6 protein-coding genes are annotated in these 8,049 nt (G+C 36.7%); all 6 read left to right on the forward strand.

The features are described 5' to 3' along the window. Positions 1–353 precede the first annotated feature (353 nt). The 6 genes from dnaA (at position 354) to rsmA (ending at position 7,871) form a co-directional block, all read left to right on the forward strand. A complete protein-coding gene (gene dnaA, locus H8Z82_RS16185) occupies positions 354–1,709 on the forward strand; it encodes a chromosomal replication initiator protein DnaA (protein WP_019163343.1) in 1,356 nt (451 codons plus the stop codon). A 298-nt stretch (positions 1,710–2,007) separates the two neighbouring features. Then, the gene (gene dnaN / locus H8Z82_RS16190) at positions 2,008–3,123 is read left to right on the forward strand and encodes a DNA polymerase III subunit beta (RefSeq protein ID WP_186995684.1); all 1,116 of its coding nucleotides are present in this window, start codon (positions 2,008–2,010) and stop codon (positions 3,121–3,123) included. A 13-nt stretch (positions 3,124–3,136) separates the two neighbouring features. Then, positions 3,137–3,346, forward strand: coding sequence for an RNA-binding S4 domain-containing protein (locus H8Z82_RS16195; protein ID WP_019163345.1), 210 nt, complete (start codon positions 3,137–3,139; stop codon positions 3,344–3,346). A 4-nt stretch (positions 3,347–3,350) separates the two neighbouring features. Continuing rightward, complete coding sequence (gene recF, locus H8Z82_RS16200; RefSeq protein WP_019163346.1) at positions 3,351–4,430, forward strand: DNA replication/repair protein RecF; 1,080 nt, start codon at positions 3,351–3,353, stop codon at positions 4,428–4,430. A gap of 55 nt (positions 4,431–4,485) precedes the next feature. Then, entirely contained in the window at positions 4,486–6,957 is a 2,472-nt protein-coding gene (locus H8Z82_RS16205; protein ID WP_334298267.1) for a tetratricopeptide repeat protein, read from the forward strand. A 35-nt stretch (positions 6,958–6,992) separates the two neighbouring features. After that, a complete protein-coding gene (gene rsmA, locus H8Z82_RS16210; RefSeq protein WP_186995685.1) occupies positions 6,993–7,871 on the forward strand; it encodes a 16S rRNA (adenine(1518)-N(6)/adenine(1519)-N(6))-dimethyltransferase RsmA in 879 nt (292 codons plus the stop codon). Positions 7,872–8,049: the final 178 nt, after the last annotated feature.

Here is an 8,049-nt window from a genome sequence, read left to right on the forward strand (position 1 = left end):
CCTCCCTTATTAGAAATATTATCTTTTTTGCTCCGACTTCCGAATATCTTTCCCATTGGATTCACCCCCTTTATTTTCTCTTTTTCGACAGTGTATAAACTTATACACATATTTAGGGAGAATTTTGTATCCTTTTGTCACATTATGGTAACCACATTACTTTTATACACTGTTATCCACACTAATCCACATAAAAATTGGGGATAACTTTTTTTTCCACAATTCCCTCAAATATTCATTGCGAAAACCAATATTCTATTATAATATATATATGGATATTTATGTCCATTTTAGAGATTATAGAATATCTTTTATTATTATATATAATTTAGAAGGAACCGGGAGAACCAAAAATGAACAAAGTTGTGGAAAAATGGGATGAAATCCTGCAAATCGTCAAAACAGAACATGATCTGTCCGATGTTTCTTTCAAAACCTGGCTGAAACCCCTTACTGTTTATCAGGTTGAAGGAAATATTGTGACTATTATCGTTCCATCTGAACAAGTCGGACTGAACTATATCAGTAAAAAATATAAATTACCCCTTCAGGTTACTATCAGCGAAGTCACTGGTATGGAAAATTGCGAAATAAACTTTATCCTGCCGGAAGATGTACCCAAAAAGGAAGCCGCAGCACCAAAGGTTCAGTCTCAGGATACAAGATGTGAAGAAGCTCATCTGAATCCCAAATATACTTTTGATACTTTTGTTGTGGGAAGCAATAATAAATTTGCCCAAGCTGCGGCTCTTGCCGTAGCAGAATCACCAGGTGATGCCTATAATCCACTTTTTATCTATGGTGGAGCAGGTTTGGGAAAAACCCATTTGATGCATTCCATTGCACATTTTATTATAGATCATGACGAAAACAGTAAGGTTCTCTATGTTACCAGTGAAGAATTTACAAACGAACTGATTGAGACCATCCGTAACGGAAACAATACTGCAATGACCAAATTCCGTGAAAAATACAGAAATATTGACGTTCTTCTGGTTGACGATATTCAATTTATTATAGGAAAGGAATCTACACAGGAGGAATTTTTCCACACCTTTAACAGTCTGCACAGTGCAGGAAAACAGATCATTATTTCTTCAGATAAACCACCAAAGGATATGGAAATCCTGGAAGAGCGGTTCCGTTCACGTTTTGAATGGGGTCTTATTGTAGATATCACACTGCCTGATTATGAAACCCGAATGGCTATCCTCCATAAAAAAGAAGAAATGGATGGCTATGATATCAATGAGGAAGTCATCAAATACATTGCCAATAATATTAAATCCAACATCCGTGAGCTGGAAGGAGCTATTAATAAGGTTATGGCTTTTGCAAAACTGGAGCAGCGGGAAGTTAACTTAGAACTTGCAGAACAGGCACTGAAGGACATCATATCTCCAAACGAAAAGAAAGTGATCACACCAGAATATATTATATCAATGGTTGCAGAACACTTTGATGTTTCTGTAGAAGACCTGTACGGAAATAAACGAAATTCCAAAATTGTAATGCCACGTCAGATTGCTATGTACCTTTGCCGGGAAATCATATCCACACCTCTTAAATCCATAGGTAAATGTCTCGGCAACCGTGATCATACTACGATCATGCATGGAATTGACAAAATCGAAAAAGAAATTGTCTCTGACGATAACCTTAAAAACACAATTGAAACCTTAAAGAAAAAAATTAATCCACAAACATAAATTTAATAAGTTACTATATGGGGATAACCTGTGGAATACAATGTGTATAAAATGTTGAAGTTATGTGTATAAATGTGTAAAACTTTTTCGCCAGATTTTTGATTTGAGTTTTACACAAGTTATTCACATACTTCAACCTTGTTTTTACACGAAGTTATCCATACTTCAAACCCTTTTATTTACTGCCTTAAATATAGTTTTTCACATATTCACATCCCCTACGGCGGATACGACGGATTTCTTTTAAATATTTATCTATAAAAAACACACACTCAACAGAAAGGAAGTTATACACATTATGAAAATCATATGCTCCAAAAACAGCTTACTCAAAAGTGTAAGTATCTCCCTGAAAGCAGTACCCTCTAAAACAACAATGCCTATTCTTGAATGTATTCTTATAGATGCAACTACAAATCAAATTAAATTTACTACCAATGATATGGAACTAGGTATTGAAACTATCGTTGAAGGTACTATTGAAGAAAAAGGAATGATTGCTCTGGATGCTAAAATTCTCTATGAAATCATTCGAAGACTTCCGGATAACGATGTTACTATTAAAACAGACGATAAACTTACAGCTATTATCACATGTGAAAAAGCAAAATTTACGATTCCTGGTAAATCCGGAGAAGATTTTGCATATCTCCCAATAATTGAAAGAGAAGAATGCCTTACTGTTTCTCAATTTACTTTAAAGGAGATGATTCGTCAGACAATATTCTCAATTGCAGCTAACGAAACCAACAAATTAATGACTGGTGAACTGTTTGAAATTAAGGACAATTGTCTGAAAATTGTTTCCCTGGATGGCCACCGCATTGCTATAAGACGAATGGAACTTAAAAAAGATTATTCAGATCGTAAGGTTGTAGTGCCTGGTAAAACTTTAAATGAAATCAGTAAGATTCTTTCAGGTGAAATTGATGATCTGGTAAATATTTATTTTTCAAAGAATCACATCCTCTTTGAATTTGATCAGACAATCGTGGTATCCAGATTGATCGAAGGAGAATACTTCCGTATTGATCAGATGTTATCCAGCGATTATGAAACTAAAATTTCTATCAATAAAAAAGAATTTCTGGATTGTATTGACCGTGCAACCCTTCTGGTACGTGAGGGAGAAAAGAAACCGATCATTATTGAGATTTCAGATAATACAATGGAGCTGCGCATTGATTCTGCAATGGGTTCCATGGATGAAAATATTGATATCATCAAGGAAGGAAAGGACATTCTGATTGGATTTAATCCAAGATTTCTGATTGATGCCCTTAAGGTTATTGATGATGAAACCATCAGTATCTACCTGGTAAATCCAAAAGCACCATGTTTTATCCGGGATGATGATGAAAATTACACATATCTGATCCTGCCTGTTAATATCAACCAGAATCAGACAAGATAGGGAGTAAATGAAAATGGAAGAGATCAAAATAAGAGATGAATTTATAAAGCTGGGACAATTACTGAAGCTTGCTTCTATGGTAGAAGATGGAGTAGAGGCAAAGTATGTGATCACAGATGGCCTGGTAAAGGTTAATGGTGAAGTTGATGAACGTCGTGGACGCAAGGTTTATGAAGGAGATATTGTTTCCTATGACGGAAAAGAAATTAAAGTAGTCAGGTGAATAAATGTATATTGAATCTGTTCAGTTGAAAAATTTCAGAAATTATGATTCACTGGAGCTTACCTTTGACAAAGGAACCAATATTTTTTATGGGAATAATGCACAGGGAAAAACTAATATTCTGGAATCCCTCTATTTATGCGGAACAACCAAATCTCACAGAGGAAGCAAGGACAAGGAAATCGTTAAGTTCGGAGAAGAAGAAGCACATATCCGGATGATGGTAAACAGAAACCAGATTAATTACAAAATAGATATGCATCTCAGAAAAAATAAAGCTAAGGGAGTTGCCATAAATGGATTGCCGATCAAAAAGGCAAGTGAATTATTTGGAGTGGTAAATATGGTGTTCTTTTCTCCCGAAGATTTGAATATTATCAAAAATGGACCTGGAGAGAGAAGACGTTTTCTGGATATGGAACTGTGTCAGTTGGATAAAATATATCTGAAGGATCTGGCATCTTATAATCATATTGTCAATCAGAGAAATAAATTATTGAAGGATATGTATGTGCAGCCGGGATTGAAGGGAACTCTTGATATCTGGGATATGCAGATGGTGGAATATGGAAGGCGCATTATTGAAAAGAGAAAAAGATTTGTGGAAGAACTGAATGAGATCATCCAGAATATTCATTTTAATCTTACAGGGGGAACAGAAAATCTAAGGGTTATTTATGAGCCGAGCTGTCCTGGGCAGGAACTGGAGAAAACTGTTTCTGAAAACAGGGAAAGAGATATGAGGATGAAGATAACATCAGCCGGTCCACACAGAGATGATCTGTGTATGGAGGTCAATGGAATTGATATCCGCAGGTATGGTTCTCAGGGACAGCAGCGAACAGCAGCACTTTCACTTAAATTATCTGAGATTTATATTGTAAAAAGAACAATAAAAGATACACCGGTTCTGCTTCTGGATGATGTATTGTCTGAACTGGACAGCAGCAGACAGACTTATCTGCTGGATAGTATACATGATATACAGACCATGATAACCTGTACAGGACTGGATGATTTTATAAGTCACAGATTTCATATAAACAAAATATTTCAGGTCGTAAACGGAAGTATTTGTGAATGAAGTTTTTGACAAGGTTATAGGCTTATGTTACACTGGAAACAATTATGGAAAGTTGGTGAAAACATTGGACAAGGAAGAATTTCGAATCAAGCTTGAAGAGATAAATAAGCTGGTTCAGAATAAGGATTATAAAGGTGCGATGAACATTGTGGACAGTATAGACTGGCGTCGGGTAAAGAATGTCCGTACTTTATGTGTAGTTGGTGAAATATATGCAGCCAATGGAAGATATGAGGATAGTAAGGAAATATTTTTACTGGCATATCATAAAGCATCTATTGGAAAAAATATCCTGTATCGACTGGTTGAGATTTCTTTGAGAATGAAAAATGTTGATGAGGCTACTGAGTTTTATGAGGAATATAAACAGGTGGCACCAAATGACAGCTCTCAATATATTCTTCAGTATAAAATTGCCAGAGTGAAGAATATTTCACTGGACGAACAGATCAAAATCCTGGAAGAATACAAGGAACACGAATTTACAGAAAAATGGTCTTATGAACTGGCTGCATTATATTATAAAGCCGGGGAAAAAGAAAAGAGTCTTGAGCTGTGTAATGAGATTATTCTCTGGTTCAGTGAAGGAAAATATGTAATGAAAGCATATGACCTGAAACAGCGTATGGGAGAACTGACAGGAGAAGAGAAGGCAAAATATGAGAAACAGTTTGTTCCAAAGCTGATCAAGCCTGAAGAAGCAGGAAATATTAAAAAGGCAGAGCAGGATAGACCGGAAGATTCTGAGGAAGAAAAGGACCTGGAAAAAGAAACTTCAGAAGAATCCACAGAAGAGGAAGAACAGCCGGAGATTATAAGAATCGAAAAGAATAGCAGAGAAAACGATGGGGCTGAGAGCATTCAGGATAAAATTTCAAAAGGAATCCGGGATATTTTTGGAGGAGCCAGAAAGAAAGCGGATGAAGAACTGAATGAAGAAAAGGAAAGTTCAGAGGAAGTGACGGAAACTGAAGAAGATCAGATTCCTGAAGAAATTATAAAGACAGATAGTACAGAAAAAGAACCTGAAAATGTACCGGAACTGGAAGCAGAACCAGCAAAACCCGGAGAAAGTCCTGTTATTAATAAACAGCCGGAAAACCAGAAAGTAAACGAAAATCAGGAAGAAAAAGAAGATTTTGGAAAAACGATGAAACTTCCGGAATTGAAAATTCCTGATTCCATGAAAAATATGGAGCCAAGCAGTGCGCCTAAGATTGAGGATATTCAAAAGGTTGATTTTGCCGAAATGGAAAAATCGGGTAAGGAATTTAATCTTGAAGATACGATTCTGGCAGCTGCAAGTGCACAGGGAATTGAAATTCCAAAGGAAGAACCTTTAAAAGAAGAATCTACAAAAGCAGAAAAACCAGAGGAAAAAGAGAGAGAAGATAAAAAACTTTCAGATGATCTGGAAAAGCCGGATTTTCTGACCAGTGATTCTTTTGGTGACCATATAGAGGTAAAAGCCGGAGACCTTAAGGTTCCAAATATCATGCCATTTGAAGAAGAGGATGATGTTACAGAAGAGGATCTTAAGAGTGCAGAGGAAGAATTTCTCCATGGTCCTGCAGGAAAAAAAGATTTGAATGCAGATTATAATCTGGAAGATATGGACGCTCCTGCTGACCAGGATGAAGAAACCATTAATGTTTTGCAGAATCCGGAAGACAATGAAGATTTGTCAGAGGAAGAAGAACTGGAAAGATTTATAGAGTCAATCCAGCCCAAGGATGAAAAAGATCCCAGGGACATCATTCCAAGAGAAAAAATACTGAATGATGATGAAAAGCAGCTTTTTACATATTTTGTAAAAATTCCGGGTATGAGGGAACAGTTGCTCAATACCCTGTGTGATGCACAACAGGCTGCAGCAGATAAGACATCCAGGACAGGCAATATTATTGTTATGGGGGGAAAAGAGTGCGGTAAGACCAGATTGATTTCCGGTTTGATTCCTGCAATATGCAAAGAGCTGAATCTGGAAGCTTCAAAGGTTGCTTATGTATTTGCAGATCAGATCAATGGCAAACCGATAGATCAGATTTTTGAAAAGCTTTCCGGAGGTTTTCTTGTAATTGAGAATGCCAACCAACTGACCCAGGAAACAGTGGAAATGCTGGATAAGGCGATGGAAAAGGAAACAGATGGACTGACTGTTATCATAGAGGATGAAAAAATAGGAATGCGCAAATTTATTGCCAGATATCCTAAAATTGTGAAGAAATTTACATCTATGATCAATATTCCGGTCTTTACAAATGATGAATTGGTTAATTTTGCAAGAGTTTATACAAAAGAAAATGGATATACCATTGATCAGATGGGAATGCTCGCATTGTATAATCTGATTGGAATTAATCAGAAAGAGGATCAGCCTATGAATATAGGGGCAGTAAAGAATCTGATTGATACCGCCATTCTTAAATCCCAGGGAGGAATCCGTAAATTTAAGAGAAACATTTCCAAAAAACGTATAGACAGAGACGGCTATATTGTTCTTTATGAGAAAGATTTTAGTAAATAATAAAACAGAAATAAAAAGAAAAGGAAGTAATGATTATGACCAGACCCTATCTCGGCAATCCAAAATATACCATAGAAGTGCTGCAGAAGTATAATTTTGCATTCCAGAAAAGGTTTGGTCAGAATTTTCTTATAGATACGCATGTATTGGAGAAAATTATTGCTTCTGCAGAAATTACGAAAGATGATTTTGTATTGGAAATCGGTCCGGGAATCGGAACCATGACCCAATATCTGGCAGAGGCAGCCAGAGAAGTGGCTGCTGTGGAGATTGATAATACTTTGATTCCGATTCTGAAGGATACGCTGAAGGACTGGGATAATGTAACAGTGATCAATGATGATATTCTGAAAGTAGATATCCGAAAGCTGGCACTGGAAAAAAATAAAGGATGTCCTATTAAGGTAGTAGCCAATCTCCCATACTATATTACAACCCCTATTATTATGGGACTGTTTGAAAATCAGGTACCTATTGATTCTATTACCATTATGGTTCAGAAGGAAGTTGCGGACAGAATGCAGGTAGGTCCGGGAACTAAGGATTATGGAGCTTTATCACTGGCGGTCCAGTACTATGCCAGACCGGAGATTGTGGCAAATGTTCCGCCAAATTGTTTTATGCCAAGACCAAAAGTGGGAAGTGCAGTGATCAGACTGGAGAGATATGAGAAGCCGCCGGTTCAGGTTAAGGATGAAAAACTGATGTTCTGTCTGATCCGGGCGTCCTTTAATCAGAGAAGAAAGACGCTGGTTAACGGACTGAAGAATTCACAGGAGCTTTCATTTGACAAAGAGACTATTGAAAAAGCAATTCTTGCCTGTGGATTACCTCTGACTATAAGGGGTGAAGCTCTGACATTGGAGCAGTTTGCACAGCTGGCAAATAGGTTTTCTGAAAAACAGGGTTCCTGATAGTAAGGGACAGATAATTGGATAAATAATTTTATAAATAAAAAGCATCCGCTGGCTGGTGATATGATACCTCTAAAGTAGACAGGTTAAATAACCAAAATCTACTTTGGAGGTATTTTTATGGGTAGAAAACCCAAGTGTACAGTTGAAGAAAAAATTGCTGCTGTTGAGGATTACC

The organism is Blautia difficilis (assembly GCF_014297245.1).
Classification (GTDB): Bacteria; Bacillota; Clostridia; order Lachnospirales; family Lachnospiraceae; genus Blautia_A; species Blautia_A difficilis.

Coding starts and splice junctions, on each gene's coding strand:
- dnaA (WP_019163343.1), top strand. CDS start 354: ATGAACAAAGTTGTGGAAAAATGGGATGAAATCCTGCAAATCGTCAAA.
- recF (WP_019163346.1), top strand. CDS start 3,351: ATGTATATTGAATCTGTTCAGTTGAAAAATTTCAGAAATTATGATTCA.
- H8Z82_RS16195 (WP_019163345.1), top strand. CDS start 3,137: ATGGAAGAGATCAAAATAAGAGATGAATTTATAAAGCTGGGACAATTA.
- rsmA (WP_186995685.1), top strand. CDS start 6,993: ATGACCAGACCCTATCTCGGCAATCCAAAATATACCATAGAAGTGCTG.
- dnaN (WP_186995684.1), top strand. CDS start 2,008: ATGAAAATCATATGCTCCAAAAACAGCTTACTCAAAAGTGTAAGTATC.